This window comes from Mycobacterium sp. URHB0044 (assembly GCF_000620625.1).
Lineage (GTDB): Bacteria > Actinomycetota > Actinomycetes > Mycobacteriales > Mycobacteriaceae > Mycobacterium.
This window is the reverse complement of sequence record NZ_KK211157.1, coordinates 144,580-171,570: the sequence shown is the minus strand read 5'-3', so window position 1 is coordinate 171,570 and position 26,991 is coordinate 144,580. Positions and strand designations below refer to the sequence as shown.

The 26,991-nt window shown below is 67.5% G+C and carries 28 protein-coding genes and 1 riboswitch; of the genes, 12 read left to right on the top strand and 16 right to left on the bottom strand.

Going from position 1 to position 26,991, the window contains the following annotated elements:
* The first annotated feature begins 95 nt into the window (after window positions 1–95).
* From N536_RS0136705 to N536_RS0136690, 4 genes are read left to right on the top strand one after another with little or no spacing between them, the layout of a single operon-like run.
* Window positions 96–1,436: an MFS transporter gene (locus N536_RS0136705; protein ID WP_029118171.1), complete on the top strand. Its 1,341-nt coding sequence runs from the start codon at window positions 96–98 to the stop codon at window positions 1,434–1,436.
* Window positions 1,436–2,278 (top strand): transketolase, encoded by an 843-nt coding sequence (locus N536_RS0136700; protein WP_029118170.1) that lies wholly within the window; start codon window positions 1,436–1,438, stop codon window positions 2,276–2,278. The genes N536_RS0136705 and N536_RS0136700 overlap by 1 nt, the downstream gene beginning before the upstream one ends.
* Window positions 2,275–3,258, top strand: coding sequence for a transketolase family protein (locus N536_RS0136695; protein ID WP_029118169.1), 984 nt, complete (start codon window positions 2,275–2,277; stop codon window positions 3,256–3,258). Before N536_RS0136700 ends, N536_RS0136695 begins: the two co-directional genes overlap by 4 nt.
* Before the next feature lie 42 nt (window positions 3,259–3,300).
* A complete protein-coding gene (locus N536_RS0136690) occupies window positions 3,301–3,969 on the top strand; it encodes a GntR family transcriptional regulator (RefSeq protein ID WP_029118168.1) in 669 nt (222 codons plus the stop codon).
* A 5-nt stretch (window positions 3,970–3,974) separates the two neighbouring features.
* Here the strand turns inward: N536_RS0136690 and N536_RS0136685 are convergent, their stop codons facing one another.
* From N536_RS0136685 to thiC, 7 genes are all read right to left on the bottom strand, one after another.
* Complete coding sequence (locus N536_RS0136685) at window positions 3,975–5,204, bottom strand: APC family permease (RefSeq protein WP_029118167.1); 1,230 nt, start codon at window positions 5,202–5,204, stop codon at window positions 3,975–3,977.
* A gap of 24 nt (window positions 5,205–5,228) precedes the next feature.
* Complete coding sequence (locus tag N536_RS40545) at window positions 5,229–6,098, bottom strand: polysaccharide deacetylase family protein (protein WP_231514739.1); 870 nt, start codon at window positions 6,096–6,098, stop codon at window positions 5,229–5,231.
* 60 nt (window positions 6,099–6,158) lie between these two features.
* A complete protein-coding gene (locus N536_RS0136675) occupies window positions 6,159–7,643 on the bottom strand; it encodes an NAD(P)/FAD-dependent oxidoreductase (protein WP_029118166.1) in 1,485 nt (494 codons plus the stop codon).
* A 24-nt stretch (window positions 7,644–7,667) separates the two neighbouring features.
* Window positions 7,668–8,270, bottom strand: coding sequence for a septum formation family protein (locus N536_RS0136670; protein WP_029118165.1), 603 nt, complete (start codon window positions 8,268–8,270; stop codon window positions 7,668–7,670).
* Window positions 8,271–8,299: 29 nt separating this feature from the next.
* Window positions 8,300–8,917, bottom strand: a complete 618-nt coding sequence (locus N536_RS0136665; RefSeq protein WP_029118164.1) for an alpha/beta family hydrolase — start codon at window positions 8,915–8,917, stop codon at window positions 8,300–8,302.
* Window positions 8,907–9,743 (bottom strand): bifunctional hydroxymethylpyrimidine kinase/phosphomethylpyrimidine kinase, encoded by an 837-nt coding sequence (gene thiD / locus N536_RS0136660; RefSeq protein WP_029118163.1) that lies wholly within the window; start codon window positions 9,741–9,743, stop codon window positions 8,907–8,909. Before thiD ends, N536_RS0136665 begins: the two co-directional genes overlap by 11 nt.
* Window positions 9,740–11,335: a phosphomethylpyrimidine synthase ThiC gene (thiC, locus tag N536_RS0136655; protein ID WP_029118162.1), complete on the bottom strand. Its 1,596-nt coding sequence runs from the start codon at window positions 11,333–11,335 to the stop codon at window positions 9,740–9,742. Before thiC ends, thiD begins: the two co-directional genes overlap by 4 nt.
* Window positions 11,327–11,438: riboswitch (TPP riboswitch) on the bottom strand. Its footprint overlaps the gene before it by 9 nt.
* 127 nt (window positions 11,439–11,565) lie before the next feature.
* Between thiC and N536_RS0136650 the strand changes: the two genes are divergently transcribed.
* From N536_RS0136650 to N536_RS0136640, 3 genes are read left to right on the top strand one after another with little or no spacing between them, the layout of a single operon-like run.
* Complete coding sequence (locus N536_RS0136650; RefSeq protein ID WP_029118161.1) at window positions 11,566–13,329, top strand: MFS transporter; 1,764 nt, start codon at window positions 11,566–11,568, stop codon at window positions 13,327–13,329.
* Window positions 13,330–13,373: 44 nt separating this feature from the next.
* Window positions 13,374–14,309, top strand: coding sequence for a lysophospholipid acyltransferase family protein (locus tag N536_RS0136645; protein ID WP_029118160.1), 936 nt, complete (start codon window positions 13,374–13,376; stop codon window positions 14,307–14,309).
* 17 nt (window positions 14,310–14,326) lie between these two features.
* Entirely contained in the window at window positions 14,327–14,965 is a 639-nt protein-coding gene (locus tag N536_RS0136640; RefSeq protein ID WP_029118159.1) for a class I SAM-dependent methyltransferase, read from the top strand.
* Here the strand turns inward: N536_RS0136640 and N536_RS0136635 are convergent, their stop codons facing one another.
* The 4 genes from N536_RS0136635 to N536_RS0136620 all read right to left on the bottom strand — a co-directional run bounded on the left by N536_RS0136635 (window position 14,966) and on the right by N536_RS0136620 (window position 17,757).
* The gene (locus tag N536_RS0136635; protein WP_029118158.1) at window positions 14,966–15,352 is read right to left on the bottom strand and encodes a hypothetical protein; all 387 of its coding nucleotides are present in this window, start codon (window positions 15,350–15,352) and stop codon (window positions 14,966–14,968) included.
* A 114-nt stretch (window positions 15,353–15,466) separates the two neighbouring features.
* On the bottom strand, window positions 15,467–16,261 hold the full coding sequence (locus N536_RS0136630) for an exodeoxyribonuclease III (RefSeq protein ID WP_029118157.1): 795 nt from the start codon (window positions 16,259–16,261) through the stop codon (window positions 15,467–15,469).
* Between the two features lie 3 nt (window positions 16,262–16,264).
* The gene (locus N536_RS0136625) at window positions 16,265–17,164 is read right to left on the bottom strand and encodes a GNAT family N-acetyltransferase (RefSeq protein WP_029118156.1); all 900 of its coding nucleotides are present in this window, start codon (window positions 17,162–17,164) and stop codon (window positions 16,265–16,267) included.
* Window positions 17,164–17,757 (bottom strand): peptide deformylase, encoded by a 594-nt coding sequence (locus tag N536_RS0136620; protein ID WP_029118155.1) that lies wholly within the window; start codon window positions 17,755–17,757, stop codon window positions 17,164–17,166. Before N536_RS0136620 ends, N536_RS0136625 begins: the two co-directional genes overlap by 1 nt.
* A gap of 125 nt (window positions 17,758–17,882) precedes the next feature.
* On the opposite strand from N536_RS0136620, the gene N536_RS0136615 reads away from it, so the two are divergent.
* From N536_RS0136615 to N536_RS0136595, 5 genes are read left to right on the top strand one after another with little or no spacing between them, the layout of a single operon-like run.
* Window positions 17,883–18,191 (top strand): DUF3263 domain-containing protein, encoded by a 309-nt coding sequence (locus N536_RS0136615; protein WP_029118154.1) that lies wholly within the window; start codon window positions 17,883–17,885, stop codon window positions 18,189–18,191.
* Window positions 18,192–18,231: 40 nt separating this feature from the next.
* On the top strand, window positions 18,232–18,699 hold the full coding sequence (locus tag N536_RS0136610; RefSeq protein WP_029118153.1) for a LytR C-terminal domain-containing protein: 468 nt from the start codon (window positions 18,232–18,234) through the stop codon (window positions 18,697–18,699).
* A 10-nt stretch (window positions 18,700–18,709) separates the two neighbouring features.
* Window positions 18,710–19,414, top strand: a complete 705-nt coding sequence (locus N536_RS0136605) for a superoxide dismutase family protein (protein ID WP_081809535.1) — start codon at window positions 18,710–18,712, stop codon at window positions 19,412–19,414.
* Entirely contained in the window at window positions 19,395–20,546 is a 1,152-nt protein-coding gene (locus N536_RS0136600; RefSeq protein WP_029118151.1) for a glutamate--cysteine ligase, read from the top strand. The genes N536_RS0136605 and N536_RS0136600 overlap by 20 nt, the downstream gene beginning before the upstream one ends.
* An 11-nt stretch (window positions 20,547–20,557) precedes the next feature.
* Window positions 20,558–21,190, top strand: a complete 633-nt coding sequence (locus tag N536_RS0136595; protein WP_197040322.1) for an LON peptidase substrate-binding domain-containing protein — start codon at window positions 20,558–20,560, stop codon at window positions 21,188–21,190.
* Window positions 21,191–21,296: 106 nt separating this feature from the next.
* Here N536_RS0136595 and N536_RS40540 read toward each other — a convergent pair whose 3' ends face one another.
* The 5 genes from N536_RS40540 to N536_RS0136570 all read right to left on the bottom strand — a co-directional run bounded on the left by N536_RS40540 (window position 21,297) and on the right by N536_RS0136570 (window position 26,981).
* Window positions 21,297–22,205 carry a hypothetical protein gene (locus tag N536_RS40540; RefSeq protein WP_051575029.1) on the bottom strand — a complete coding sequence of 303 codons (909 nt, stop codon included), beginning with the start codon at window positions 22,203–22,205 and terminating at the stop codon, window positions 21,297–21,299.
* Between the two features lie 6 nt (window positions 22,206–22,211).
* Window positions 22,212–22,652 carry a cupin domain-containing protein gene (locus N536_RS40535; RefSeq protein ID WP_036438951.1) on the bottom strand — a complete coding sequence of 147 codons (441 nt, stop codon included), beginning with the start codon at window positions 22,650–22,652 and terminating at the stop codon, window positions 22,212–22,214.
* A gap of 54 nt (window positions 22,653–22,706) precedes the next feature.
* The gene (locus N536_RS0136580; RefSeq protein WP_029118149.1) at window positions 22,707–23,429 is read right to left on the bottom strand and encodes an SDR family NAD(P)-dependent oxidoreductase; all 723 of its coding nucleotides are present in this window, start codon (window positions 23,427–23,429) and stop codon (window positions 22,707–22,709) included.
* A gap of 9 nt (window positions 23,430–23,438) precedes the next feature.
* Window positions 23,439–24,047 (bottom strand): sigma-70 family RNA polymerase sigma factor, encoded by a 609-nt coding sequence (locus tag N536_RS0136575; RefSeq protein WP_029118148.1) that lies wholly within the window; start codon window positions 24,045–24,047, stop codon window positions 23,439–23,441.
* A gap of 147 nt (window positions 24,048–24,194) precedes the next feature.
* Window positions 24,195–26,981 (bottom strand): LuxR family transcriptional regulator, encoded by a 2,787-nt coding sequence (locus tag N536_RS0136570; RefSeq protein WP_029118147.1) that lies wholly within the window; start codon window positions 26,979–26,981, stop codon window positions 24,195–24,197.
* Between the last annotated feature and the right edge of the window lie 10 nt (window positions 26,982–26,991).

The window sequence follows — 26,991 nt, the reverse complement described above, 5'->3', positions numbered from 1 at the left end:
ATGTGCGCCGGGTCACACTAGGGCGATCCGCACTGTTGACAGTCGACATCGGCGCGGATTGCCCAGGTAGATCAGGCCTTGAAAGGATGAGACCCATGAGCGACGACGCTCTGAAGATGCGTGGCCCGATGCACGGGACGCCGGATGCCAGGCGGGTTGCCGTCGGTTCCGGCGTCGGCGCCGTCATCGAGACCTACGACTTCATCGGCTTCGGCACCGCCGCCGCGCTGTACTTCGGCCACGCGTTCTTCCCCGGCGCCAGTCCGGTCGCGGGCACGCTGGCCGCATTCGCAACGCTCGGAGTCGGCTTCGCGGCACGTCCGCTTGGCGGCATCATTGGCGGCCATCTCGGTGACAAACTCGGCCGCAAGCCGGTGCTTGTCGCTTCGCTCATCGTGATGGGCCTGGCCACCTTCGCCATCGGACTGCTGCCCACGTTCGAGTCGGTCGGCATCCTCGCACCGATTCTGTTGGTGACCGTGCGCATCATCCAGGGTCTGGCGTTCGGCGCCGAGTGGGGTGGCGCGATCCTGATGAGCTACGAGCACGCGCCGTGGAAGGAGAAGGGCCGCTATACGGGGATCGTGCAGGCCGGCTTTCCCGTCGGTCTTCTGCTGGCCAACCTGGTGTTCCTGGTTAGCGTCCACCTCGGCGGCGACTGGGCCTGGCGCGTTCCGTTCCTGGCCAGCATCGTGCTTGTCGTCGTCGGTTTGATCATTAGGGCCCGCGTGCCCGAGTCGCCGGTGTTCGACGACGTCAAGGAGCGGGGGGACATCGTGCGGGCGCCCATCGTCGAGGTGGTGCGCACCGACTGGCGAAACATCTTGCGTGGCATCGGCCTTCGGATCGCCGAGACCGCCGGTTATGCGGTGTCCATCACCTACATGATCTCGTACCTGAAGGGCGCTGAACTCGCGACCAAGACCGAAACCCTCGTCGCGCTGTGCATCGCGTCCGCGCTCGGCATCTTCGCCACCATGGCGTGGGCCCGACTGACCGACAAGATCGGCAGACGACCGGTCTACGTGTGGGTCTGCGCGTTCGGCATTCCGTTCGGAGTCCTCATGTTCATGCTGGTGAACACCGGCATGCTGGTGTTGATCGTCGCGACCTTCGCCGTGGCCTACGGGGTATGTCAGAATGCCCTCGCCGGTGCGCAGGGCGCGTGGTTCCCGGAGCTGTTCCAGGCGAACACCCGTGCATCGGGAGCCTCACTGGCGTACCAAATTTCGGCGATGGTGTCCGGTTTCACGCCATTCATCACGACACTGCTGTTCGAGTGGATGGGCTGGATGGGCCCGGCGCTGCTGTTCAGTGGTTACGCGGCAATCGGCCTGTGTGCGGCGCTCATCACGCGCGAAACGTGGGGCCCGCACGAACGGCAGTCGGCCGACGAGGCCGCCAGGACCACCGAGCCGCATACCCTGGCCGCCTGATGCGCCGCCACACCGTCGCTGCTGCGGCGCACCGCATGCGCCACCACGTATTGAACATGGGCGAAGCGCAGGGTCAGGGTTACGTCGGCCAGGCCTTGGGTGCCGCCGACATGCTCGCCGCCGTCTACGCCGACCAACTGCGCTACCGCGCCGATGATCCGAATTGGGAAGGGCGCGACAGGTTCCTGCTGTCCACCGGCCACTACGCGATCGGCCTGTACGCCGCGCTGGCGGAGGCGGGCATCATCGCCGCCGACGAGTTGGACAGCTATGGCTGTGATGACTCTCGGCTGCCGATGTCCGGAATGGCAAGCTACACACCGGGAATGGAGATATCCGGAGGTTCACTCGGGCATGGTTTGACCGTCGCGGTCGGCATGGCGCTGGGGCTGCGCCATCAGGGGTCGGCGGCGCGGGTGATCAACTTCCTCTCCGATGGCGAACTCGACGAGGGCTCCACGTGGGAGGCTGCGATGGGGGCCTCGCATCACCAGCTCGGACATCTGACTGCCATGGTCGACATCAACGCGCTGCAGGCCGACGGACCCACCGCGGGGGTGCTGCGCACCGAACCCGTGCACGCGAAGTGGGACGCCTGTGGCTGGTACGTCCAACGCGTCGACGGCAACGACGTCGAGGCACTCCTCGGGGCGTTCGACGCCATTGCCGAGCGCGCCAAACCGGTCGGTGTGCCCTCGATCATTCTGTGCGACACGAGGGTCGGCCGGGGCGTTCCCATGTTGGAGGACAGGGAGAAGGCGCACTTCATGCGCATCGACGCCGACGAGTGGCAGGTCTGCCGTGACCAACTCACCGCCGGTTACGAAGGAGCATTGCGATGACCACCGGAGCACCCCTACGCACGTCGGCGATGATCGCCTCGTTCGCCGACCCCGGGCAGCGCACGACGCCCGCACCGTTCGGGCATGCCCTGGTCACCGCCGCACAGTCCGACGACCGGATCGTCGGATTGACCGCCGATCTCGGTAAGTACACCGACATGCACGTCTTCGCGAAGGCGTTTCCCGATCGGTACTTCCAGATGGGGATGGCCGAGCAGCTGCTGTTCGGGGCGGCCGCGGGCATGGCCGAGACCGGTCTGGTTCCGTTCGCCTCCACGTACTCGGTGTTCGCCGCACGCCGGGCCTACGACTTCATCTGCCTCGACATCGCGGAGCCGGAGCTCAACGTCAACATCGTCGGGGGCCTGCCGGGGCTGACCACCGGTTACGGACCCTCCCACCAGGCGACCGAGGACGTCGCCATCTTCCGCGGCATTCCAGGGCTGACGATCGTCGATCCATGTGACTCCGTCGACATCGAGCAGGCGGTGCCGCAGCTCGTCGAGAGCCCGGGGCCGACCTACCTGAGACTGCTTCGCGGACATGTGCCGACGGTGCTCGACGAGTACGACTACACCTTCGAACTCGGCAAGGCGAAGGTGATCCGGACCGGGGCGGACGTCGTGTTCGTCTCCAGTGGGCTGATGACCATGCGCGCCCTGCTGGCAGCCGAGGAGTTGGCCGCCCACCACGTGGACGTCGCCGTCGTACACACGCCGACCTTGAAGCCGTTCGACGCCGAAACGGTGTTGCGCGAAGTGGATTCGGATCGACTGGCGGTGACGCTGGAGAATCACACCGTCATCGGAGGGTTGTTCGAGACGGTTGCGGCCGAGGCGGCGCGGCGCGGCGTGCACCGAACCGTCGTTCCGATCGCACTGCCCGACGAGTTCCTTGCCGCCGGTGCGCTGCCGACGCTGCACGACAGATACGGCCTGTCGACGCGCCGGATCGTCGCCGCGGTCCTCGAGCGGCTGTAGCCTTGTCGACATCTGAATGTCGACAGTTGAAGGGGACCGTCCATGTCGGTGGAATCGGGGTCGCTGCTCCGGCTGGAGAAGACCAGCTTGCGGGAGCAGGCGTTGTCGGCGCTGCGCCGCGCGATCACCACAGGGCAGCTGCGGCCGGGCACTCACCTCGTCGAGACTGAACTGTCGGACGCGCTGCACATCAGCCGCGGAACTCTGCGCGAGGCGATGCGGCAGCTGCAACAGGAGGGCCTGATCTCGGCAGGAGCGCGTGGCAGGCTCGCCGTGCGCCACCTCGACGCCAAGGAGATCACGGACATCTTCGACGTTCGCGCCGCCCTGGAGTCGTTGGCCGCAAGCGCGTTGGCCAATCGGGACGACCGTTCCGCCGTCGTCTCGGAACTGCGCGCGGCGGTCGCCGACATGGAGCGCTGGGCGGCCTCCAACCTGGAAGACCGCATCGAAGCAGACCTACGGTTCCACCGCACCATGTGCAGGCTGTCGGGCAATGACACCCTGCTGCACTCCTGGTGTTCGCTGGAGGGCAGCATCCGGATGTCCATCATGTTCGCCGGTGTCGATCGGGCGTTGAAGAACATGGACGTCCGGCGGCACCTCGACATCGTCGACGCCATCGAGTCCGGTGACGCCGCACAGGCGGCGGCCACCGTGCGCGAGCACATGTCCAGCGCCGCAGCGGTTCTGGTCGACGGGGCCGCCTAGAACCGTCAGCTGGCGCGGCGGTGAAAGAGATACGCGACGGCGCCGATCGCCACCACCGCAGCCCCGGTCAACACCGACGACAGTGGTAGCGAGAACGCCAGCACGACGCATCCGACCAAGCCGATCACCGGAATCACCTTGCCCCGCAACGTCATCGCCGAGGCATTCGCGATGGCGTAGTACAGCAGCACCGCGAAGGACGAGAAGCCGATCGCGCCCCGCACGTCGACCACCGCGGCGACGACGGCGACCACGACGCCAACCGCGATCTCGGCACGGTGCGGCGTGGAGAACCGGGGATGCACCGCCGCCAGTGGATGCGGCAGGTACCGGTCCCGCGCCATCGCCAGCGTCGTTCGGGACACGCCGAGGATCAGCGCCAGCAGCGAACCGAGCGCGGCAACGGCGGCGCCCACCCGCACGACCGGTTCGAAACCGGGATGCCCTGCGGCGGAAACGGCGTCGGCCAGCGGCGCCGTCGCCGACGCCAGCGTCGTACTCCCCAATTCGGCCAGCACGGTGACGGCGACCGCCGCGTACACCAGCAGCGCCAGCCCCAGCGCGATGGGGATGGCGCGCGGGATGGTGCGGGCGGGGTCGCGGACCTCCTCGCCGAGCGTGGCGATCCTGGCGTAACCGGCGAAGGCGAAGAACAACAGCCCCGCCGCCTGCAGAACGCCGCCAACGCCGACGTCGTCGCCGAAGGCCAAGCGGGAGCCATCCACGTCGCCACCGCGGAGCACGACGACCACCACCGCCGCGAGGACGGCCAGCACCACGGCGACGATGACCCGGGTGAGCAGCGCCGACTTCTGGATGCCCACGACGTTGACGGCCGTCAACGCCACCACGGCGGCGACCGCGACGGCGTGCGCATACTGCGGCCACGCATAGAACCCGACCGTCAGCGCCATCGCCGCACACGACGCGGTCTTGCCGACCACGAAGCTCCAGCCCGCGGTGTAGCCCCAGAACGCGCCGAGGCGTTCCCGCCCGTACACGTAGGTGCCGCCGGACTGGGGATAGAGCGCTGCGAGCCGCGCCGACGAGGTGGCGTTGCAGTAGGCGATGATCGCCGCGACGGCCAGGCCAGCGAGTAGGCCGGTTCCCGCGGCGGCGGCCGCCGGGCCCAGCGCGACGAAGATGCCGGCGCCAACCATCGAACCGAGCCCGATGGTGACGGCGTCCAGGGTGCCGAGTCTGCGTTCCAGCGCGGGCTGATCCGGCGTCGTCACGGCGCCGATCGTACGGGCCCCGGGTTACGTGGGATAAGCCGACGTGAGTCGGGTCGCCTCGGGTTTGATGAAGACGTCGGCCAGGGTGACGGTCCGCAGATTGCGGGCGTGGATGACGTCGATCAGCTGGTGGTACACGCTGGTGACCGGCGGGTGGTTCAGATGACCGATCACGATTGTGCCTGGGATGCAGTACTTTTCGGCATTCTCGATGATGGCCTGCGGGCTCAGGATCGCGTCGTCGCCGAGCGTGCCGTCCCACAGCGTCGCAACGGTGTACCCGAGATCGGCCGCGACGGACGTGACGACGTCGTTGTAGGCGCCGTAGGGCGGCCGGTAGTACGGCGTCGCGTCGGCGCCGAAGGTATCGGTGATGAATTGATCGTTGTGACGCAGTTCGTCGGCGACCTCGCGGCCGCTCATCTTGGTCAGGTCGTGGTGCAGCCAGGTGTGGTTGGCGAGTTGAATCTGCCCTGACTCCACCAGCGGCAACAGCAGGTCGCGATTGTCGGTCCACGAGCCGAAGACGCCGGTGACGAACATGGTGAGCCGGATCCCGCTGTCCTTTGCGAACTGGGCGTAGGCCCGCACCACTTCGGTGTCGACGCCGTCGTCGAGGGTGATGGCCAGCAGGTCGCCACCGTCCGGCAGGGAGCTGAGTACGCCACCGCCAGGAAGCAACACCCGTGCCGCGGGCGGCGGTGGCGGAGCGAGTGCGGGCCACGTCGGCGGGGCGGGTGGGGGAGGCGCAACGGCGGGCTGCGCCGCGTGGCTCGAGCCCCCGACGCCGCACCGAGCCGCTCCGATGACCGTTGCCGAGGCGATGAGACCGAGCAGCACGCGGCGACGGGTCACCGGGCTCGCCCCACTGATCACTCTGGTCACATCTGCCACAGGTGCAGGTTAGCTGGAAAACGTCCCGAAGTCGGGGACGTGCGGGCTATGAGTGACCGATCAGGCGATCAGATAGTCGCTCAGCGGGAACTCGGAGGCTTCCCTGATCGCTGTCTCGGTCGACGTCGGCCGCAGCAGCGTGGGCTCGCCGGCCGGGTTGAAGTAGTAGGACCGGGCGCTCGCGCAGTTGCCCAGCGTGAACAGCGAGTCGCCAAGCAGTTCCGTCATCCGGTCCAGGTAGCGCGAGTTGGCTTCCTCGGTGACCTCGAACCGGGTGGCGCCGCGCCGCTTCACCTCGCTGAACAGACGGTCCATCAGCCGCATCTGGTATTCCATCGTGTTGAAGAAGTTCAGACCGAGGAACGCATACGGGCTGGCGAGGCTCAGGTAATTCGGGAAGTACGGCATCGACACGCCCTGGTAAGCCTGGAACCGGCTCTCGCGCCACCACTTTCCGAGGTTCCGGCCGTCGCGCCCGATCACCTCGATGGCGGGGAAGTTGGCCTCCCACAGGTCGAAGCCGGTGGCCAGGACGAGGGTGTCGATGACGTTCTTGGTGCCGTCGTTGCCCACGATGCCGTCCGCCTCGATGTGGTCGATGCCGACGTCCTGCAGGTGTACGTGGGGCTTGGTGAAGGCGCGGTAGTACCCGTTGGAGAAGGTGGGCCGCTTGCAACCGAAGTCGTAGTCCGGGGTCAGCCTGCGGCGCAGTTCCTTGTCGCGGATGGACGCGAACCGATGGATCTTGGAGAGATCCGACGCGGCGATGTTGAGCCTGCGGAAGTGCCGGTGGTGGATGACCGCGGTGTTGATCATCACCTCGTAGATCGAATCCGTCAGCCAACGCAACGCCCGCTGCGTGAACGGAACCCTGGCGAACAGCCGCTTCGCCCGCTCGCCGAAGCGCAGGTCGATCTTGGGCACCACCCAGATCGGGGTGCGCTGGTACACCGTGAGGTCGGCGACCTTCTTGGTGAGCTGGGGGATGAGCTGCACGGCGGTGGCGCCGGTACCGATGACGGCCACCCTGCGGCCCTCCATCGGGTACTGGTCGTCCCAGTCCGTGGTGTGGATGATCTTGCCCGCGAAGCTGTCGATACCCGGAATGTCGGGCACCTTCGGCTGGGACAGGAAGCCCGTCGCGGTGATCAGATAGCGCGTCTCGAGCGTCTCACCGCCGGCCAGCGCGACCCGCCAGACGTCGGACTCCTCGTCCCAGCGGGCACTTTCGACGACGGTGTTGAACCGCATGTGCGCGCGCACGCCGTACTTGTCGGCGACGTCGTCGGCGTACTGCTTGATCTCCGGTCCCGGCGTGAACAGTCGCGACCAGTTCGGGTTCGGCTCGAAGAAGTAGGAGTAGGTGGTGGTCGGCACGTCGACGGCGAGGCCAGGGTAGTGGTTGACGTACCAGGTGCCGCCGAGGTCGTCCTCGCGGTCGAGGATCACGAAGTCATCGATGCCGAGCCGCTTGAGCTGAATGGCCGCGCCGATGCCTGCGAATCCGGCTCCCACGATGACCGCGTCGAATCGCTCCGAAGTCATGGGCGAACGGTACCAGGGGTACCGCTATCCCTTGAGGGAGCCGGTGCGCTTGGGCTCCAGCGTCGCGATACACGTGACGGCACGGTCGCCCTGCTCCCACGTCTCCTGCGTCGGGTACAGCACGAACACGCCAACCGTCTCGTCCTCCATGGCCTTCGGTGAGAACGACTGCAGCTCGTCGGGGCACTTGTTCTGCCACTCGTCGATGACGGACGCACCGGGGTAGCTGCCGTCGGGCATGGTGAGCACCGCGTACACCTCGCCGCCGTGTTCGGAGTTGCAGTCGGTGGTGGGCAGCGTCATCACCCGGGTACTGGTCGGCACGTCGGTGATGCAGTCGCCGAGCTTCAGATCGGTGGCGATGACGTTGTCCTTGGCGAAGATGGCGATGGCCACGACGCCCGCGATGCCGATGAGAACCACGACGCCGACGACCACCAGGGCAATGATCAAGCCCTTGCGCGACTTCTTCGGCGCCGGATACGGCTGGGCGGGACCGCCGTACTGCGGCGGGTACGGGCCCTGCTGGTAGGGCATCGGTGGCGGCGGTGGGGGACCCGGCTGCTGATACGGCTGCCCATACGGCTGCTGATAGGGCTGGTTGGGATCTCCGGAAGGCCAGGTCACCACCGGAAGATAGCAGGATCAGGTGTCGGTCACGGCAGCAAGCGCAGCGCCGCGTCGACCGCCAGTGCGGGTACGTCCACCTTCTTCGAACCCAGATCGTGGCGCGCGCCGGTGATCTCGACGATCTCGCTGGGGCCGGGGAGCAGCGCAGCGGCCGCGCGCAGTTCGTCGATGGTGCCGAACGGATCGGCGGTGCCGTGGGTGAACACCGTCGGCGCCGAGATGCGTGGCAGGTGCTCGGTGCGGGCACGCTCGGGCTTTCCCGGCGGGTGCAGTGGATAGGAGGACAACGCCAGTACGTCGACGGCGGTCTCCTCGTCGGCCACCGCCATCGACGTCATCCGGCCGCCGTAGGAGTGGCCGCCTGCGAGCACCGGTCCGTCGGTCACCGTGCGGAGAAGTGCCACCGCCTCCGCGATGCCCGCGCGATCGCCGGCAGCCGAACCCGACGGTGGCCCCTTCGGTCTGCGTCGCCGGTACGGCAGGTCGTAACGCACAGCTAGGAATCCGCGCCGCGCCCACTCGTCGCACAGCCGGATCAGCAGCGGGGAGTTCCTGTTGCCGCCCGCGCCGTGGGTCAGCGCCACCGCACCCTTGGGCGTTCCCTTGGGTTGGTGTGCCACCCCGGCGATGGCGTCAAGATCCATCGTGCAACCGGAACAGCGCGGAGACCGGGCCGTGGCCGTGGCCCAACGGGTAGGCGGCGCGCAGGCATTCGGTGACCCACTGTTTGGCGAACGCCACCGCGTCGGGTACCGAATAGCCGTGCGCCAGAGCGCATGCCGTCGCGGCGGCGAGTGTGTCACCAGCGCCGTGGTCGTGGCCCGTGTCGATGCGCTCGGCGTCGAATTCGTAGAAGTCGGTGCCGTCGAACAGCAGATCCGGGCTGTGCGAGGAGGACCGGAGATGCCCGCCCTTGACCAGCGCCCACTGCGGACCGAGGGCATGCAGGGCGCGCGCGGCATCGCGCTGGGTGGCGGTGTCGACCACCTCGATGTCGGTGATCAGGCGCACCTCGTCGAGGTTCGGCGTCACCAGCGTGGCAATCGGAAACAGTTCGGTCCGAAGGGCATTGAACGCCGAAGGGTGCAACAGCGGGTCGCCGTGCATCGAGGCGCACACCGGGTCGACCACGAGCGGCGCGGCCGTTTCCAGCCCGCGCCAGGTTTCGGCGATGGCGGTGATGATCTCCGACGACGCCAGCATCCCGGTCTTGGCGGCCTGGATGCCGATGTCGTCGACCACCGCTTCGATCTGGCCGGTGATGACGTCCAGCGGGATCTCGTGAAAGCCCTTGACCCCGACCGAGTTCTGCACGGTCACCGCGGCCACCGCGACGCAGCCGTGCACGCCCAGCATCGCGAACGTGCGCAGGTCTGCCTGAATGCCTGCGCCACCGCCAGAGTCACTGCCCGCGATCGTCATCACGCGCAGGGGTGTCTGGCCCGGTGGGGTCAGGGGTAGGTAGTTCACGAGGTCAAGGGTAGATACACGCGGTTGCCGTGTTCAGCGAACTCCTGCGATTTCTCCGCCATGCCCTTCTCGATCTCATCGGAGTAGGCGTCGCGGATGTCCTGCGTGATGCGCATCGAGCAGAACTTGGGACCGCACATCGAGCAGAAGTGCGCGGTCTTGGCAGGCTCGGCCGGCAGAGTCTCGTCGTGATACTCGCGGGCGGTGTCGGGATCCAGCGACAGCGCGAACTGATCGTGCCAGCGGAACTCGAAGCGCGCCTTGGACAATGCGTTGTCGCGGCGCTGCGCGTGCGGATGACCCTTGGCCAAATCGGCGGAGTGGGCGGCGATCTTGTAGGCGATCACCCCGACCTTGACGTCATTGCGGTCGGGCAGCCCGAGGTGCTCCTTCGGCGTCACGTAGCACAGCATCGCGGTGCCGGCCTGCGCGATGATGGCCGCGCCGATCGCCGACGTGATGTGGTCGTAGGCGGGCGCGATGTCGGTGGCCAGCGGCCCGAGCGTGTAGAACGGCGCCTCTTCGCAGAGCTCCTCTTCCAGCCGCACGTTCTCGACGATCTTGTGCATGGGCACGTGGCCCGGCCCCTCGATCATCACCTGCACGCCATGGGATTTCGCGATCTTCGTCAGCTCGCCAAGCGTGCGGAGCTCGGCGAACTGCGCCTCGTCGTTGGCGTCGGCGATGGACCCCGGCCGCAGCCCGTCGCCCAGGGAGAACGTCACGTCGTAGCGCGCCAAGATCTCGCACAGTTCCTCGAAGTGGGTGTAGAGGAACGACTCGGTGTGGTGCGCCAGGCACCAGGCCGCCATGATCGACCCGCCGCGGCTGACGATGCCGGTGACCCGGTTGACGGTCAGCGGGATGTAGCGCAGTAGCACCCCCGCGTGCACGGTCATGTAGTCGACGCCCTGCTCGCACTGCTCGATCACGGTGTCGCGGTAGACCTCCCACGTCAGAGCCGTCGGATCGCCGTTGACCTTCTCCATCGCCTGATACATCGGCACGGTCCCCACGGGGACGGGAGAGTTGCGCAGAATCCACTCGCGGGTGAGGTGGATGTCGCGGCCGGTGGACAGATCCATGATGGTGTCGGCGCCCCACCGGGTGGCCCACACCATCTTGTCCACCTCCTCGGCGACCGACGAGCTGACCGCCGAATTGCCGATATTGGCGTTGACCTTGACGGCGAACGCCTTGCCGATCACCATCGGCTCGCATTCGGGGTGGTTGTGGTTGGCGGGGATCACCGCGCGACCGCGGGCCACCTCGTCGCGCACCAGCTCGGCGGGCACGCCTTCGCGCTCGGCGATGAACGCCATCTCGGCGGTGATCTCGCCGGCTCGGGCCCGCTGCAGTTGGGTGCCGCGGTCACGCCTGACGCCTGGTCGGGGCGGGAGGCCGGCCTCCAGATCGATGACGGCGGTCGCGTCGGTGTACGGGCCCGAGGTGTCGTACAGATCGAGGGTCTCGCCGTTGGTCTGGGTGACCCTGCGGAACGGCACGCGCCCGCCGTCGGCGAGTTCGCGATAGGCCTTCGCGCTGCCCGTGATGGGGCCAGTGGTGATGGATGGAACGGAAACAGCAGTCATCTCTGCACTCCCTACGCCGGCATTACCCGGTCAGGTTCATACGGTCGACGGCCGATCAGCCGTCCTCTCAGCGCACTCGATGTGCGCTCCCGCGCGGACGTGTCACAACGTACCCCAAGCCGGTCGGGGAATACCAGGTTGGCATGTGTTGCTTTGCATAGCTAACATATGTGTTTTGACTACGGCCGTTTGCGGCCGAATTTCGATACGTAAAGCGATGACGGAAAACGATGACGACTGAGATTGGCAAGCCCCCGGTAATCGACGATCCCGACGCGGCCCTCGCCGTGACCGCGACACGGCGCACCCGGATGGACCACGACCACCCGCATTACAAGTGGGTCGTGCTGTCCAACACGACGCTGGGCATCCTGCTGGCCTCCATCAACGCCTCGATCGTGCTCATCTCGCTCCCCGCCATCTTTCGCGGCATCGGCCTGAACCCTTTGGCGCCGGGCAACGTCAGCTACCTGCTGTGGATGCTGATGGGCTACCTGGTGGTCACCGCCGTGCTCGTCGTGCCGTTCGGCCGGCTCGGCGACATGCTCGGTCGGGTCCGCATCTACAACGTCGGGTTCATCGTCTTTACGCTCGCCGCGGTCGCGCTGTCGTTCGACCCGTTCCACCTCGGCGGCGGCGCCCTCTGGCTCATCGGCTGGCGCGTCATCCAGGGCATCGGCGGCGCCATGCTGATGGCGTCGTCGTCGGCGATCCTCACCGACGCCTTCCCCGCCAACCAGCGCGGCATGGCGCTCGGCGTGAACATGGTTGCGGCCGTTGCCGGTTCATTCCTCGGCCTGCTGATCGGTGGCTTCCTGTCCGAGTGGCACTGGAAGGCGATCTTCTGGGTCGGCGTGCCCATCGGCATCATCGGCACCATCTGGAGCATCCGGTCGCTCAAGGAACTCGGCGTCCGCACGCCCGGCCGGCTCGACTGGGCGGGCACGTTGACCTTCGGGCTCGGCCTGACGGTGCTGCTCACCGGCATCACCTACGGCATCCAGCCCTACGGCGACTCGACGACGGGCTGGACCAACCCGTTGGTCCTCGGCGCCATCATCGGCGGGCTTCTACTACTGGTCGCGTTCTGCGTCGTCGAGCTGCGGGTGGAACAGCCGATGGTCGACATCCGGCTGTTCCGGTCCGCGTCGTTCGGCATGGGCAACCTCGCCGGGTTGATGTCCTCGGTGGGACGTGGCGGCCTGCAGTTCATGCTGATCATCTGGCTGCAGGGCATCTGGTTGCCGTTGCACGGCTACAGCTTTGAGTCCACGCCGCTGTGGGCGGGCATCTATCTGCTTCCCGTCACTGTCGGCTTCCTGGTGGCCGCTCCGATCGCCGGCTCGCTGTCCGACCGCTTCGGTGCGCGTCCGTTGACGGTCGGCGGGATGTTGCTGATGGCCGCGTCATTCATTGCGCTGCTGATCATTCCGGTGAACTTCGACTACTGGATCTTCGCCGTCCTGGTGTTCCTCAACGGGCTCGGCGGCGGCATCTTCACCGCACCCAACACCGCCGCGATCATGTCCAGCGTGCCCGCCGCCCAGCGTGGCGCGGCATCCGGTGTCCGCGCGACGTTCTTCAACGCCGGCTCGTCGCTGTCCATCGGCATCTTCTTCTCGCTGATGATCATCGGCCTGGCCAACACGCTGCCCTCGGCGATGAGTAGTGGTCTTCAGGCACAAGGGGTTTCGGCGTCCGTTGCGCACGACGTCGCCAACCTGCCGCCGGTCGGCAGTCTGTTCGCCGCGTTCCTCGGCTACAACCCGATCGGCGAGCTTCTCGGCCCGTCGGGCGCCTTGGCTCAACCCGGCGTCAACGCCGAAGTGCTGACCGGCAAGACGTTCTTCCCGCAGCTGATCACCGAACCATTCCACTCCGGGCTGGTCGTGGTGTTCCTCGCCGCGGCGGTGATGATGCTCGTCGGCGCAGTGGCGTCGCTGTTCAACCCCGGCCGGTACGGCAGCGAGGTTGGCGCCGACAACGACGCCTGAGACGCACTGTGTGAGGTGGGGCACAGCCGGGGTACCCCGGGGGCATGACGACCACCGACACACGACCGAACCATGTGCGCAGGCAAGCGCGGGAACACGCCGATCAGGCGCGCGCAGCGATGGACGCGAAACGTGAAGACGCTGGTGATGGCCTCGCCGGTTGGGTCGCCGAGCGCGCGGGGGAGTGGGACCTCGGCGGTCAGGACGAGGCCACGATGCAGCGTCAGAAGTTCTTGTGGAACGCCCTCGTCGACTATTGGTTCCGGATGGAGATGGACGGCTGGGAGAACCTGCCCGACCCGCCCGTGCTTCTGGTCGGCATTCACTCCGGCGCACCGTTCGTCTGGGATGCGTGGACGGTCGGGGTGCAGTGGTGGCGCCGATTCGGCCAGGACCGCCCGTTGCACGGCACCGCGCACGACGCCCTGATGGCCATCCCGGTGATCGGTCGCTACTTCCGCGCGATGGGAGTGCTGCCTGCCGCGCCCGACTCGATCGCCACCGCGCTGGCCGAGGGCAGGGACGTCGCGCTCTGGCCGGGTGGGGAGGTCGATTCGCTGCGGCCGTGGCACGAGCGGGACCGCGCCAACCTCGCAGGCCGGAAGGGCTTCGTGAAGATGGCGATCCGTGCCGGAGTGCCGATCGTGCCGATCGCCACGGTCGGAGGCGCCGACGCGATGCCGGTGCTGATCCGTGGCGATGGGTTGTCCCGCGCGTTGAAGTTGGACAAGTTGTTGCGCATCAAGGTGTTTCCGTTGGCGCTCTCTCTGCCGTGGGGAATCGCGCCGGCCGCCCTTCCGCAATTGCCGCTGCCCGCCAAGATCAGGACGCGGTTCATGCCCGCGGTGGAAATCGACACGGACCCCGAGCGCGCGGACGACGAGCAGTACGTGGACCGTAAGTACACCGAGGTGCAACAGAGCATCCAGCGCGGCATGGACGCCCTGGCCCGAAAGCGTGCCCTTCCGCTGTTCGGGTGACGCCTACTCTGGATCGCATGACCACCGTGCAGCGCAGAGGCCTGAACGACTCGATCACGCGGTTCTGGAGTCTGGCCGCGCCGGCATACGACCAGCGGTGCCTTCAGCGTTTCGTGTATCAGCCGGCGCAGGACGAAGTGATCGCTGCGTTGCGCTCCCGGCAATCCCGTCGCATCGCCGACATCGCCTGTGGCACGGGCATCCTGGCGTCGCGGATAGCCGACGAATTACTGCCGGAGGAGGTGTACGGCGTCGACATGTCCGACGGCATGCTCGCTCAGGCGCGACGGCGGTCGTCGTCGGTGCACTGGAAGAAGGGGCCCGCCGAACGGCTTCCATTCGATGACGGCTTCCTGGACGCCGTCGTGACCACGTCGGCGTTTCACTTCTTCGACCAGCCCGCAGCCCTGCGCGAGTTCCGCCGCGTGCTTGCCCCCGGCGGACTCGTGGCGGTCGCGACGATCAGTCCCCGCGGACTGCTGCCCGTCAAGCTGCTTGCCAGCAGCCTGTGGGCGCCGGCGCACAACCCCTCACCACGCGAGATGCGCGCGTTGTTCGAAGGCGCGGGGTTCGCGGTCGAGGACCAGCACCGCGTCCGCCGCCCGCTGTGGACGCAGGTGGTGACGGACCTGATCACGATCGGAGTCGCGCCGTAGCTAGCCGCCAAGGGACGCCGCCCGCACGCAGAAGGCGTCCAGCCTGCGTTCGATGACGGTCCCGGCCGGAAGGCGGCCCGCCAGTTCCAGGTTCTCGTCCGCGACATCCGCAGCCCACCCAGTCGGCCAACCACCGTCGCCGAGGCTCGTCGTGAACGCCAGGATCATGTCCTCACGCGTCATCTCCGACTCGACGACCATGGCGGTGGTGGTCGCCCGATGTGAGGCGGCGCCGGCGAAACCGCGGCCGCATCCGCACGCGCCGTCGGGGTCGTCCCGGCCGCGTGCACAGGGCTCCTGCACCCACACCAGTTCGCCCTCGATGCAGTAGTGGTAGTCATTCGGCTCGCTGCCCTGGGTAAACCCAGTGGCGACAAGGATTCTCACGGGTCGTGCTCCTGTGCGGGGGATCGGTCAGAACGGTGGTTCGTCGGCATCGAACGTGTGTTCGATTATGCCAGCGGGCACCGACAACCGGGGCCGTCAGCCACGGGCCGAGCGTCAGTCCAGATCGACCAGCACCGGAGCATGGTCGCTCGGTGCCGGAGTGCCCTTCTTGCCTGGCTTGCGCTCGTCGCGCACGATCTCGGCGTGCGTGACCCGGGCGGCCAGAGCCGGTGAGCCCAGGATGAAGTCGATCCGCATGCCTTGGCGCTTGGGGAATCGCAGCTGCGTGTAGTCCCAGTAGGTGAACGTGCCGGGTTCGGGGGTGAACGGCCGGACCACGTCGGTGAACCGTTCCTCGATCGCCCGGAAGGCGGCCCGTTCTGGTGGGGTGACGTGCGTGCTGTGACGGAAGACGTTGACGTCCCACACGTCGTCGTCGGTGGGGGCGATGTTCCAGTCACCGACCAGCGCGATGGGCAGATCGGGCTCGTCGGCTAGCCATCCGACGGCCGTCTCACGCAGTGCGGCAAGCCATTCCAGCTTGTAGACGTAATGGGGTGAGTCGACGGTGCGGCCGTTGGGGATGTACAGGCTCCACACCCGCACGCCGTTGCACGTCGCGCCGAGCGCCCGCGCTTCGGACGCCTCGTCCCACATCGGTTGCCCGGCGAAGCCGACCGCGACGTCGTCGATGCCGACCCGCGAGGCGATCGCCACGCCGTTCCACTGGTTGAACCCGCAGTGCACCACCTCGTAGCCCAGCGCGGCGAACGGCATCGTGGGGAACTGGTCGTCGGAGCACTTCGTCTCCTGCATCGCCAGCACGTCGACGTCGGCGCGCTCGAGCCAGTCGGTGACCCGGCCGACGCGGGCGCGGATCGAGTTGACGTTCCAGGTGGCCAGCCGCACGGGCTAGAGCGTACGGGCGTCGACGTACCGAACGTGGTGCTGGGGGGTGAAGCCCATCCCTTCGTACAACGCGATGCCAGGAGCGTTGTCGTTGAGCACCTGCACGTACGCGCGGGTGGCCCCGTGCCCGACGGCCCACGACAGCAGTGCGTCGCACAACGCGCGAGCGTGCCCCTTGCGGCGGTGCGCATCGACGACGTGCACCGCCGACAGCCCGGCCCACCGCGTGCCGTCCGGCGCCGAGGTGACGGCCGCGCGCCCCACCGCCGCGTCGGAGCGGTTGGCGAAGACCGCCTCGCCGTCGATGACGGCCGTCAACACGTCGAGGGGCACGTCGCGTTCATAGATCCGCAGCCACCGTTCATCGGGGCGCGGCAGGAACGTCGCCGCAGCCGCTGAATTCGGCACCTCGGACGTCAACTCCCTTGTCATGACCACGTTCTCACCGTCGACCGGCACGCCAGGGGGGACCCGGAACAACCGGTCTGGCGCCACCAGCAGCGGCGGCGCTCCGCGGGCCGCGTACCAGTCGACGATCGCGGGCAGCGCACTCCGATCGCCTCGAACCTCCAGTGGGACAGCCGAATTGGCTCGTCGGGTGCTGCCGTGGCCATATCGCAGCAGCCACCCGTCGACCCAGTGCTGCTCGATGCCGGGCCAGGCCAGCGCCGCCGCATACTCCTGATTGCGGATGTCGCCGGTGCGCACAGGCGCGGCGGTCAGCGCCTTGACGGCGACCACGTCGGTGGCCGCGACGTCCACCACGTCACCTCGTTTGGTGCGCACCCGCAGGACGGCGCCCGTCTCGACCAGCTGGCCGACGACGTCGGTCAGCGGCGGCACCGAGCCCGCCGGCAGTCGATAGCGCAGGCTGACCCTGCTGCCGACCGGCGGGACGTCCACTAGTGCCCGAACGGATCGGGATCCTCGCCGGGCATCCACGTCAACCCGGGCACGCCCCAGCCGTGCGACTTGATGCTGCGTTTCGCGGCCCGGGCGTGCCTGCCGATCAGCCCGTCGACGTAGAGGTATCCGTCGAGGTGGCCCGTCTCGTGTTGCAACATGCGCGCGAAGAGATCGGTGCCCTCGAGGGTGATCGGGGTGCCATCGGCGTCGAGGCCCGTGACGCGCGCCCAGTCGGCCCGGCCCCTCGGGAAGGACTCGCCGGGCACCGACAGGCAACCCTCGTCGTCGTTGTCCGGGTCGGGCATGGTCTCCGGAATCTCGGAGGTCTCGAGCACCGGATTGACCACGACGCCGCGCCTGCGGCTGGACCGGCCGCGCTCGTCGGCACAGTCGTAGACGAACACGCGCTTCGACACACCGATCTGGTTGGCCGCCAAGCCGACACCGTACGCGGCGTCCATCGTGTCGTAGAGATCCTTTATGAGCTCGACCACATCTGGGGGCAGCGATCCATCGTCGTTCACGGGCACTGGACTGGTCGCTGTGTGCAGGACGGGATCTCCCACGATGCGAATGGGTAGGACGGCCACGATGGGCAAGCTTAAGTCAGCCGACTCGCGGGCAACGATCACGGCTCAACTCCGGGTGCCGTGATTGAATGTCACCCGAACGACCGGAATGTGTTTGCAGTATCGGAGAGGGCCCAGGGAGCGGAATGGACGGCGCCATGGCGCGGACTGAGCGATCCGGGGACGATTCCGAGCTCGCCGACGGGTTGACCCGCCGCGAACACGACATCCTTGCCTTCGAGCGGCAGTGGTGGAAGTACGCGGGTTCCAAGGAGGACGCCATCAAGGAGCTGTTCTCGATGTCGGCGACGCGGTACTACCAGGTGCTGAATGCGCTGGTCGACCGGCCGGAGGCTTTGGCGGTGGACCCGATGCTGGTCAAGCGGCTGCGCCGGGTGCGAGCCACCAGGCAGAAGGCGCGCGCCGCGCGCAGGCTGGGGTTCGAGGTCACCTGACCTCGTCGCCCCACGATCGCGTCTGGATACAGTGGGTTAGATGAATCAGCGAGAATCCTCCGGGTTGCCATTGCGCGCCATCGTCATGGTGCTGCTCTTTCTCGGGGTGGTCTTCCTCTTGGTGGGATTCCAGGCCTTGGGGTCCGGCGACGACGCCGACGACAGCTCGTCCTCGGCGGCGACGATCACCGCGACCTCGACCACCACCGCTTCTGCGTCCGAGAAACCCGAACCCGCCAAGGCCGACGTGCGTGTCTTCAACATCTCGGAAGTGGCCGGAGCCGCCGAGAGCACCGCGACCCGACTGCGCGACGCCCAATGGAACGTCACCGAAACCGGAAACCTCACCTTGGAGGGCGTGACCGCGACGACGGTGTACTTCGGCGACACCCCGGGTGAACGGGAAGCAGCCGACGAAGTGGGCAAGCTCCTCGACGCTCCCGTGCAGCCGCGGACGCCGGAGCTCGCAGAGCAACCGCCAGGCGTGATCGTGGCAGTCACCGGCTAGGCTCTCCGGCATGCCGATCTCAGCCCCGCTTCGTCTACTCGCCGCTGTGGCGCTCGTCGTCCCGGTCGCCGTTGCGTGCAGCCCCAACGAGCCCGTCGCCACGGAGACCGGTACCCCGCCGCCCGTATGGACGGGCTCCCCGGCGCCGTCGGGCACGCCCGGTGAAGGCCAAGGGCATTCCGAGGCTGCGCCCGCCGGCGAGAAGCTCACCGCCGACCTCAAGTCGCCCGACGGCACCACCGTCGCCACCGCCGACTTCGAATTCACCGGCGGCTACGCCACGATCACCGTCAAGACCACCTCGCCCGGGCAGCTGACCCCAGGCTTCCACGGCCTGCACGTCCATTCGGCAGGCAAGTGCGAGGCCAACTCGGTGGCGCCGACGGGTGGCGCCCCCGGCGACTTCAACTCTGCGGGTGGCCACTTCCAGGTCGCCGGACACACCGCGCACCCGGCGAGCGGTGACCTGACTTCGCTGCAGGTGCGTGCGGACGGCTCCGCGATGCTGGTGACCACCACCGACGCGTTCACCGCCGAGGACCTTCTCGGTGGCGCCAAGACGGCCATCATCATCCACGAGAAGGCCGACAACTTCGCCAACATCCCGCCGGAGCGCTACCAGCAGATCAACGGCACCCCGCCGCCGGACGAGACCACCATGTCGACCGGCGACGCCGGCAAGCGGGTCGCGTGCGGTGTCATATCCGGCCCGTAGGGCACGGGCCGGGCAGCGGCCGGACCACATCGCCTTCAACCGATCACCGCGGCCGACGGTCGGCGTCGAGTGGGAGTTCGCTCTCGTCGACCGTGACACCCGTGATCTGAGCAACGAGGCCGCGGCCGTCATCGCCGAGATAGGCGAAACTCCGCACGTGCACAAGGAATTGCTGCGCAACACTGTCGAAGTGGTCACCGGCATCTGCGACAACGCCGGCGAGGCGATGGCCGATCTGCGCGGCACGCTGGGCATCGTCCGGCCCATCGTGCGCGAACGCGGCATGGAGTTGTTCTGCGCGGGCACCCACCCGTTCGCGAAGTGGTCGGCGGCCGAGTTGACCGATGCGCCGCGCTACGCCGAACTGATCAAGCGAACTCAGTGGTGGGGCAGGCAGATGCTGATCTGGGGCGTGCACGTCCACGTCGGCATCTCCTCGGCGAACAAGGTGATGCCCATCATCACCTCGCTGCTCAACCAGTACCCGCACCTGCTGGCGCTGTCGGCGTCGTCACCGTACTGGGACGGCGCGGACACCGGATACGCCAGCAACCGCGCCATGATGTTCCAGCAGCTGCCCACCGCCGGTCTGCCGTTCCACTTCCAACGCTGGTCGCACTTCGAGCGCTTCGTCCACGATCAGAAGAAGACCGGCATCATCGATCACATGAACGAGATCCGTTGGGACATCAGGCCGTCCCCGCATCTCGGCACGATCGAGGTACGCGTCTTCGACGGCGTGTCCAACATCGAGGAACTCGGGGCGCTCGTCGCGCTCACGCACTGCCTGATCGTCGACCTGGACCGCAGGCTCGACGCCGGTGAGCAGTTGCCGACCATGCCGCCGTGGCACGTGCAGGAGAACAAGTGGCGCGCAGCACGTTACGGCCTGGATGCCGAGATCATCCTCGACTCCGACAGCAATGAGCGGCTGGTCACCGACGACCTCGACGAGCTGCTTAACCGGCTGTACCCCGTCGCCAAGTCCCTTGGCTGTGCCGACGAACTGGCCATGGCGTCGTCGCTGTACCACTCGGGTGCGTCGTATCAGCGACAGCGCCGCGTCGCCGAGGAGCACGATGGCGATCTGCGCGCCGTCGTCGACGCGCTGGTCGGTGAGCTCGTTCTGTGATCACGCGGCCGATGTTCCCACTGGAGTCGGTGCGGCTGCCCGGTGAGGAACTCCCGCTGCGCATCTTCGAACCGCGGTACGGCGCGCTGGTCCGGGACTGCCTGGATGGGGACCGGGAGTTCGGGGTCGTGTTGATTGCCGCGGGCCGCGAGGTCGGCGGAGGTGATGCCCGGCTCGACATCGGTTCGATGGCCCGCATCGTCGAGTACCAGGACTTCGGTGAGGGACGCTATCGGCTGGATTGCCGGATGCGGGAACGCATCCGGGTGACGTCATGGCTCGACGACGATCCGTATCCGAAGGCGACCGTCGAGCCGTGGCCGGATGAGCAGGGAGCGACGGTCACGGGGGAGGACATCGGCGTCGTCGAGGATCGATTGATGGAGGTGTTCGAGCGGATCGCGGCGTCGAAGAGTGCGCAGCTGCCACCCCGTCAGGAACTGATCGGCGAGGCGGAACCGGGCGACGATGCGGGAAAGCGGTTGTACACCTTGGCATCCCGCGTGCCGATGGGTCAGGCGGACCGGTATTCGGTGCTCGCCGCACCCAGCGCCGCCGCACGGCTGGATGCCTTGCGCGACGCCGTCGAGACGGTGGCGGCGATGGTCGAGTTCCAACTCGCCGAAGGCGGTAGCCCGGACTAGGGGTGCGAGGCAGCCGTGATCGCACCAGCGCCATCCACCGGCGCGGCAACCACACTTTTTGCCCACCTCACAGCGACTTTCGCTGTCGCCGACTAGAAAGTCGCTGTTAGGTGGGCACTTTCACTACCGGTCGTGCCGTGCGATCGTCGTCATCCTCGTGCGACACGCTCGATTCGGGCTGCAGCCAGGCCGCAACGTTGCGGACGTAGTCCTTGAAGATCTCCAGCCGCGACGGATCGGCCTTGATCTGCGTGCCGGGCGGCTCCGAGACGAATGATGGCGCGCCACGATCGAGATCCCAGTTGTAGTCGGCGAAGTGGTGGAACGTGGATTCGGCAACCACACGACCCATCGGTCGGCCCTCGACCGTCGACTCGCCGCCGAGCACGACGGCGAGGTTGAAGCGACGGCCGGTAGTGGCGCTACGGCCCTGCGCAACAACCGATGCGAAGGGCACGTCCGCCGACACCAGGCCCTCGTGCGGATGCGCGGGGAACCATTCGATGCGACCGCTGGCGGTCCTCGTCGTGCGCAGCAGCTCGTGCACCGGTCCGTCGACGAGCACCGGTTGGTAGTCGCCGTTGGCGCCGGAGTGGTAGTTCGGCCACGAGATGGTCGGGGTGTCCTGGTCGTCGCACATCGTGCTCGGATCGACCGTAGCGTCGTGGAATTGGTTCACCAGACCCACCGATCCAAGCTTGCACAGGCAGCAGCCCAGGTCCTGGTGATCGCGCGCGGTGAGCACCCCGCCACCGTTCTCGCGGAATCTGACGATCGCCTCGGCCTCGGCATCGGTGAGACCGTCACCGACGTCGACGGCCAGCAGCCACAGCTGGTCGTAGCCGAGTTGATCGACATGGCTCAGGACGGGGTCGTCGCCGGGCCGGTTGACCAGGTTGCGCGCGATCACCTGGTGACCGGCCGCGCGCAACTCGGCGGTCAGCAGCGAGAACCGACTGATGTCCCAGTCATCGGGATGCTCGGCGATCGTCGTTTGCAGCAGAATCCTGGACATCGGAACTCATTCCCCGCCAACGGGCGTCAACGCGTCCGGTCCTGCCGGTACCCGAAGGTGTTGGCGTGCGGCGAGCTCCTCGTCGTCGACCAGGACGAGCATCGGCTTGCCGGGGACGCAGAGCATCGTGACGGTGTAACGGAGCTTGACGTCGTCACGGTTGTTCGCATCCGAGTAGTGGATGACGTCACCGCCCGGCTCCCAGAACCCTTCCCCGGCGCGGATCACGCGCGGCGGTTGGCCTTCCAGCTCGAACAGCATTTCGCCCTCCAGCACCAGACCGAAGGCAGGACCGTGCGGATGCTTGTGTGGCGGGGCACCCGCACTGCCAGGCGCGAATTCGACGATGATCGTCATGGCATGGGGCGCTTCTGGGATGAACGGCGGCTGCACCTCCTGCACCATCGTTATCGCGTTTTCCCATTCGGGGTCGTATTTCGTGGGCATCGATCATTCCCTTCTTCGTGGTTTTAGATGGTCGTGGTTTAGATGGCTGTCGATTTAGATCGCCGTGCCGCCACCGTCGACGTGCAGCGTCGATCCGGTGACGAAACTCGAACGGGGCGAGGCGAGAAACAGCACGGCCTCCGCGATCTCCTCGGGTCTGGCGGTTCGCCCCAACGGCAGAGAGCGGCCGAGCTCCTCGTTGGTCTCGCCCCATTCCGCCTCGACGCCTTCGGTTTTGGTGGGACCGGGGGCGATACTGTTGACCCGGACGCCATGGGCACCGAACTCCGCGGCCCAGGTGCGGGTGAGCGATTCCACCGCGGCCTTGGAGGCGCTGTACGCACCGGCGCCCGGGACGCCCTTCGACGCGACCATGCTCGTGACGTTGATGATGCTGCCGTGACCGCGCTCGAGCATTCCCGGCACCAGTGCCGCGGTCAGGAAGTAGCTGCCGCGGACGTTGGTGTTGAACGTCCTCTCGAACGACGCGACCGCCTGGTCCACCGTCAGCGCCGCCGGGAAGCTGGCGGCGTTGTTGACCAGGATATCGACGCTACCCGCTTGCTGGACAAGCGAATTCACTGCGTCGATGTCCGACAGGTCCGTCTGAACGAAGCGCACGGTGCCGTCGATTGCCGCGGCCGCCGCCTTGCCGCGCTCGGCGTCCCGGCCGGTGATGATGACCGAGGCACCTTCGCGTGCCAGTAGCGTCGCACACGCCAGCCCGATGCCCGCCGTTCCGCCGGTGATCAATGCCGTCTTGTAGGCCAATTCCATTCCAGACTCCTAAGCGATGCGTGGTTCGGCCGTGGCCAGACCGCCACGGGTTGGGGCGGCGTGCGCCAGTGCGATGCGCAGCCGTTTGCGGCCACGGGAGACCCGCGACATGACCGTGCCCAGCGGGATGCCGAGCATCGCTGCGGTTTCCGCGTAGGTGTAGCCCTGGACGTCGGCGAAGTACACCGCCTCCCGAAACCCCTCGGGCAGGTTGTCCATGGCCTCCTTGATGTCGCCGTGCGGCAACGCGTCCAGGACCTCCGACTCCGCGGAGCGCAGCCCCGCAGGCACGCGGGCCGCGCTGTCGGCCAGGTCCCGTTCGGTGACGTCGTCCACCGAAACCTCCGCTGGGCGCCGTTGCTTGGTGCGGTGCGTGCTGACCCACCGGTTGTAGAGGATCCGGAAGAGCCACGCCTTGAGGTTGGTGCCCTCCCGGTAGGTGCGGAACCCGGCGTAGGCGTGCAGCAGGGCGTCCTGCAGCAGGTCCTCGGCGTCGGCGTCGTTACGGGTGAGGCGCCGGGCTCCACGCGCGAGCACGTCGAACAGGGGCTCGGCCTCGCGGGCGAAGCGCGCGGCGAGTTCCGAATCGGACGGATCGCCGCTGGTTACGACGTTCATGGTGAACCCTCCAGTGTGGGGAATGGCTGATGAATTCAGCCTGGAGGTTGGGGACTCGATGCGGACCCTTGGAAACCCGTAGTCACTAGTCCGTAGTGAGTGCACTACGGGGTCAGGGGTGACGGCTTTAGGAAGTACGCACCTCGGCTAGCTCGCCCAGGAAATGGTGCGCAGCTGCCTGCGTGAGGTGATGCCGAGCTTGACGAAGACCTTCCGCAGGTGCCACTCGACGGTGTGGGTGCTGATGAACAGCTGCGCACCGATCTCCTGATTGGTCAGCCCGTCGCCCGCCAAGCGGGCGATCTGCGACTCCTGGGCCGTCAGCTCCCCGCCGGAGCTCACCGGTTGCTTGCGCACCTTCTCCCCGGTCGCGGCCAGCTCGCGGCGGGCCCGTTCCGCGAAGCCTGCAGCGCCCATTTGGGTGTACATCTCGTAGGCGGTGTTGAGCTGCTCGCGGGCATCCCTTCGACGATTCACGCGCCGCAGCCATTCGCCGTAAGACAACCGAGTACGGGCGACCTGTAGCGCGACACGAGCGCGATCGAGACGCTCGATGGCCTCCGTGAACAAGGCTTCAGCGTGCTCGTTGGTGGCGAGGAGTGCTCGCGCGGCCGCCAGTTCGCCCAAGCCCCAGTCCGTCCCGCTCGCGCCCGCCCGTTCCTCGAACCTCGGCAGGGCCGAGTCCGCGGCCTTCCGGTTGCCGATGTGTACCGCGGCTTCGATGAGCTCGAAGAGGCACCAACTGTGGAAGCCGAGATCCTCGTATCGGCAGCACTCGCGGGCAGCTGCGAAAGCCTCCTCGTACCGGCCGAGGCCGTTGAAGAGCACGGCGGACGTATAGCCGGCCAGACCGACCAATCTGCCTTCACCTCGCGCGATTCCGTCCGCGGTGGCCGCCTCGATCAGATTGGTGGCATCGTCAGCCTTGCCCCGCCACGCCGCCAACGTCAAGGAGTGGTATTTGACTGACGTGTGGCCCGTCGACGCGGTGATGGCGTCCGCCTCGTCGATGAGCCCTGCGGCAGTGGCGAATTCGCCCGCGTACACGTGGACTCCGGCCCGATGGACGAGCGCTCTCGGCAGCACGGCCAGTGCACCGGTGTCGCGTGCACGCCGAACCATGTCGGTGGCGACTTGTTGCAAGACCGCGTCGTCCCACAGCTCGTGCGCGGCGCATTCCTGTGCGATCGGGAACGGCCAGTGGAGGGCTTTGCCGTCGCCGTTCTGGACGTGGGCCTTCGACAGCTCCTGTGCGGAGCGGAGGTGGTCGGTGCCGGCGCCAGGACCGTCGAGGATCCGGCTGGTCATGCCGCTCAACAGGAAGTCCACGGGTCGCACCAGTTCGGGAACCCGATCGACCGCGGCGCGACCGGCCCGGGCTATCCGTGTTAGCCCGGTGGGTTCGCCGAGTCGGCCGGCGTACATGGCCGCGGTGAGCGCCTCGAGATAGGTCTCACGCGCCAGTTCGTCATCCAGATTCTCGAGACCGTCGGCGGCAGTGAGCAGTTGCGCCGCGGCGTCGCTGATCAGAGGTGCGCCCGGCTCGCCTGCACGGCTGCGGGCGAACTCCATCTGGGCCCGCATCCGGGCGACCTTGGCCCGTTGGAGATCCGAAAGGCGCCCGAGTTCGGCGATCGCGAGGAGCTCGTGCGCCGCCGCAGGTGCAGCCGCATCCCACTTGGCTTGCGCTGCGGTGATCGCCCTGGCGCCGCGAAGAATCGGATCGGACGTGAGTACCGTCGCGCGCTCGAGAAACGCTGCCGCCGCGGCGATTCCGCCTCTGGTCTGCGCCCGCCCCGCCGAGGTTTCCAGTTCGGCGGCCACCGCATCGTCGGGTCCCGCTGCCGCACTTGCGGCATGCCAGGCCCGACGGTCGGGGTCGGACTCCGGATTGGTGGCCTCGGCCAGCGCGCGGTGGATCGCCCTGCGTTCGGTCAGGTCGGCCGCGCGGTAGGCTGCCGAGCGCATCAGCGGGTGGTGAAAACGCATGCGGGGTCCGAACTCGATCATCCCTGCGGCTTCCGCGGGTGCGAGCGCGTCGACCGCAATGCCCAAGTGTGCCGCCACGCGCAGGAACAATGCGGCGTCGCCAACCGGCTCGGCCGCGGCGACGAGCAGAAGCCGCCGCGTCGGCTCCGGAAGCGCTTGAATGCGGCGCACGAACCCTTCCTCGATCTGTCCCGCCGACGCTCGCGCGGCGGCATTCCAGAACCCGCCGGCAAGCTCGGCCGCGGACACGTTGCGAGGCACTTCGAGCAGCGCCAGCGGAACGCCACGCGTCTCAGCCACGATGCGGTCGCGAACCCGTGGGTCGAGGCGGCCGAGGACCACGGAGTCCAGCAGTTCTCGAGCGTCGTCGTCCGAAAGGCCACTGAGCACCAGTTCGGGAAGGCCGGCCAAGACCTGTTCGCCACTGGTCGTGCGCACGGCAAAGACCAAGGCGACCGGGTCGGCCATCAGGCGGCGCGCGACGAAGCCCAGCGTCTGCACGGACACCTGGTCGAGCCACTGTGCGTCGTCGATGACGCACAGCAGGGGTTGGTCGTTCGCGGCGGCGGCCATCAGGCTCAGCACCGCCAAACCGACCAGGAAGCGGTCCGGGGTGGCCCCGACGCCGCGGCCGAAGGCCACGTTCAGAGCTTCGCGCTGTGGTTCGGGCAGCTCGTCGAGGTGATCCAGCAGCGGCGCGCACAGCTGCTGCAGCCCGGCGAATGCGAGCTCCATGTCGGACTGGACGCCGGCGACCTGCACCTCGCGGAATCCGATCGCCAGTTCCGATGTGTATTCGAGTAATGCGGTCTTGCCGACACCGGCCTCGCCGCGCAGCACCAACACCTGGCTGCCGGAGGATCGAACGCTCGACATCAGGCTGCGAAGCGTCTCGCATTCGCTCTGCCGACCGCGAAGACGTTGCCCCCGCTCCGGCCCCGACATAACCACCACC

Excerpts from the sequence above, each read along its gene's own strand:
- N536_RS0136705 (WP_029118171.1), top strand. The coding sequence starts at position 96 with ATGAGCGACGACGCTCTGAAGATGCGTGGCCCGATGCACGGGACGCCG.
- N536_RS0136700 (WP_029118170.1), top strand. The coding sequence starts at position 1,436 with ATGCGCCGCCACACCGTCGCTGCTGCGGCGCACCGCATGCGCCACCAC.
- N536_RS0136695 (WP_029118169.1), top strand. The coding sequence starts at position 2,275 with ATGACCACCGGAGCACCCCTACGCACGTCGGCGATGATCGCCTCGTTC.
- N536_RS0136690 (WP_029118168.1), top strand. The coding sequence starts at position 3,301 with ATGTCGGTGGAATCGGGGTCGCTGCTCCGGCTGGAGAAGACCAGCTTG.
- N536_RS0136675 (WP_029118166.1), bottom strand. The coding sequence starts at position 7,643 with ATGACTTCGGAGCGATTCGACGCGGTCATCGTGGGAGCCGGATTCGCA.
- N536_RS0136665 (WP_029118164.1), bottom strand. The coding sequence starts at position 8,917 with ATGGATCTTGACGCCATCGCCGGGGTGGCACACCAACCCAAGGGAACG.
- thiC (WP_029118162.1), bottom strand. The coding sequence starts at position 11,335 with ATGACTGCTGTTTCCGTTCCATCCATCACCACTGGCCCCATCACGGGC.
- N536_RS0136650 (WP_029118161.1), top strand. The coding sequence starts at position 11,566 with ATGACGACTGAGATTGGCAAGCCCCCGGTAATCGACGATCCCGACGCG.
- N536_RS0136645 (WP_029118160.1), top strand. The coding sequence starts at position 13,374 with ATGACGACCACCGACACACGACCGAACCATGTGCGCAGGCAAGCGCGG.
- N536_RS0136640 (WP_029118159.1), top strand. The coding sequence starts at position 14,327 with ATGACCACCGTGCAGCGCAGAGGCCTGAACGACTCGATCACGCGGTTC.
- N536_RS0136615 (WP_029118154.1), top strand. The coding sequence starts at position 17,883 with ATGGACGGCGCCATGGCGCGGACTGAGCGATCCGGGGACGATTCCGAG.
- N536_RS0136610 (WP_029118153.1), top strand. The coding sequence starts at position 18,232 with ATGAATCAGCGAGAATCCTCCGGGTTGCCATTGCGCGCCATCGTCATG.
- N536_RS0136605 (WP_081809535.1), top strand. The coding sequence starts at position 18,710 with ATGCCGATCTCAGCCCCGCTTCGTCTACTCGCCGCTGTGGCGCTCGTC.
- N536_RS0136595 (WP_197040322.1), top strand. The coding sequence starts at position 20,558 with ATGTTCCCACTGGAGTCGGTGCGGCTGCCCGGTGAGGAACTCCCGCTG.
- N536_RS40540 (WP_051575029.1), bottom strand. The coding sequence starts at position 22,205 with ATGTCCAGGATTCTGCTGCAAACGACGATCGCCGAGCATCCCGATGAC.
- N536_RS40535 (WP_036438951.1), bottom strand. The coding sequence starts at position 22,652 with ATGCCCACGAAATACGACCCCGAATGGGAAAACGCGATAACGATGGTG.
- N536_RS0136580 (WP_029118149.1), bottom strand. The coding sequence starts at position 23,429 with ATGGAATTGGCCTACAAGACGGCATTGATCACCGGCGGAACGGCGGGC.
- N536_RS0136575 (WP_029118148.1), bottom strand. The coding sequence starts at position 24,047 with ATGAACGTCGTAACCAGCGGCGATCCGTCCGATTCGGAACTCGCCGCG.
- N536_RS0136570 (WP_029118147.1), bottom strand. The coding sequence starts at position 26,981 with ATGTCGGGGCCGGAGCGGGGGCAACGTCTTCGCGGTCGGCAGAGCGAA.